The organism is Megasphaera sp. NM10, from assembly GCF_000417505.1.
GTDB lineage: Bacteria > Bacillota > Negativicutes > Veillonellales > Megasphaeraceae > Megasphaera > Megasphaera intestinihominis.
Genome location: NZ_APHY01000152.1, coordinates 1 through 708 on the forward strand (window position 1 = coordinate 1; position 708 = coordinate 708).

Annotated in this window: 1 pseudogene; it reads right to left on the reverse strand. The window is 55.6% G+C overall.

Going from position 1 to position 708, the window contains the following annotated elements:
• Positions 1 to 335, reverse strand: a pseudogene (locus NM10_RS12810) (bifunctional 2-keto-4-hydroxyglutarate aldolase/2-keto-3-deoxy-6-phosphogluconate aldolase); the annotation flags it as partial.
• Positions 336 to 708: the final 373 nt, after the last annotated feature.

The following is a 708-nucleotide window of genomic DNA, read 5'->3' on the forward strand; positions in this document are numbered from 1 at the left end:
AGGCCACGCGATAKCAGGTTGCAGAGCTTGATTGTTTCTACATCCAGGGCCGGCGATACGATGAACTGGGCGCCGTCGAGGATGGCGATGCGGGCCGTAATGGCATCGAGGACCGTACCGGCGCCGATGAGGACGTCGGGATTATCGGCATACTTCTTGGAAAGGGCTTCGATAACTTCATGAGCCCGCGGCGTCGTGAAAGCCAGTTCAATGGCCGTGACGCCACCTTTGATGCAGGCTTCGGACATCATCATCGCTTCTTCCGGTGTCTTGCCTCGAACGACAGCGACGACGCCGATTTCCTGAATTTTCTTAACAACATCTAATTTATCCATGATTTTCTCTCCTTTTCACAACTGATGAACGTTTTGCCACCATCATTCCGGGCGGGCTCGCCACGTGCGAGCCCCTACATGTTTTTATACCCATTTTCGTAGGGGCGTCCACGTGGGGCGTCCGTTCCACACCGATCGGCCATGTCCTATTCACGGTTAATGGGGCCGTTTTGCACCAATCATGCGAATTGATGCAGGGGTCATTAACGCAGGTCGCAGGCCGCAGCGGTCCCATAGGACCGCACGTAGGGGCCGTCCCAAAGGGCGGCCCGTTTGTGGGAATCCCACAACCAATATTATGCGTTCTGTTGGAATACCGCCAGTTGTTCCCGCGTCGGCAATCCTTCGTTATCACCGGCGACTGGATGGCCAT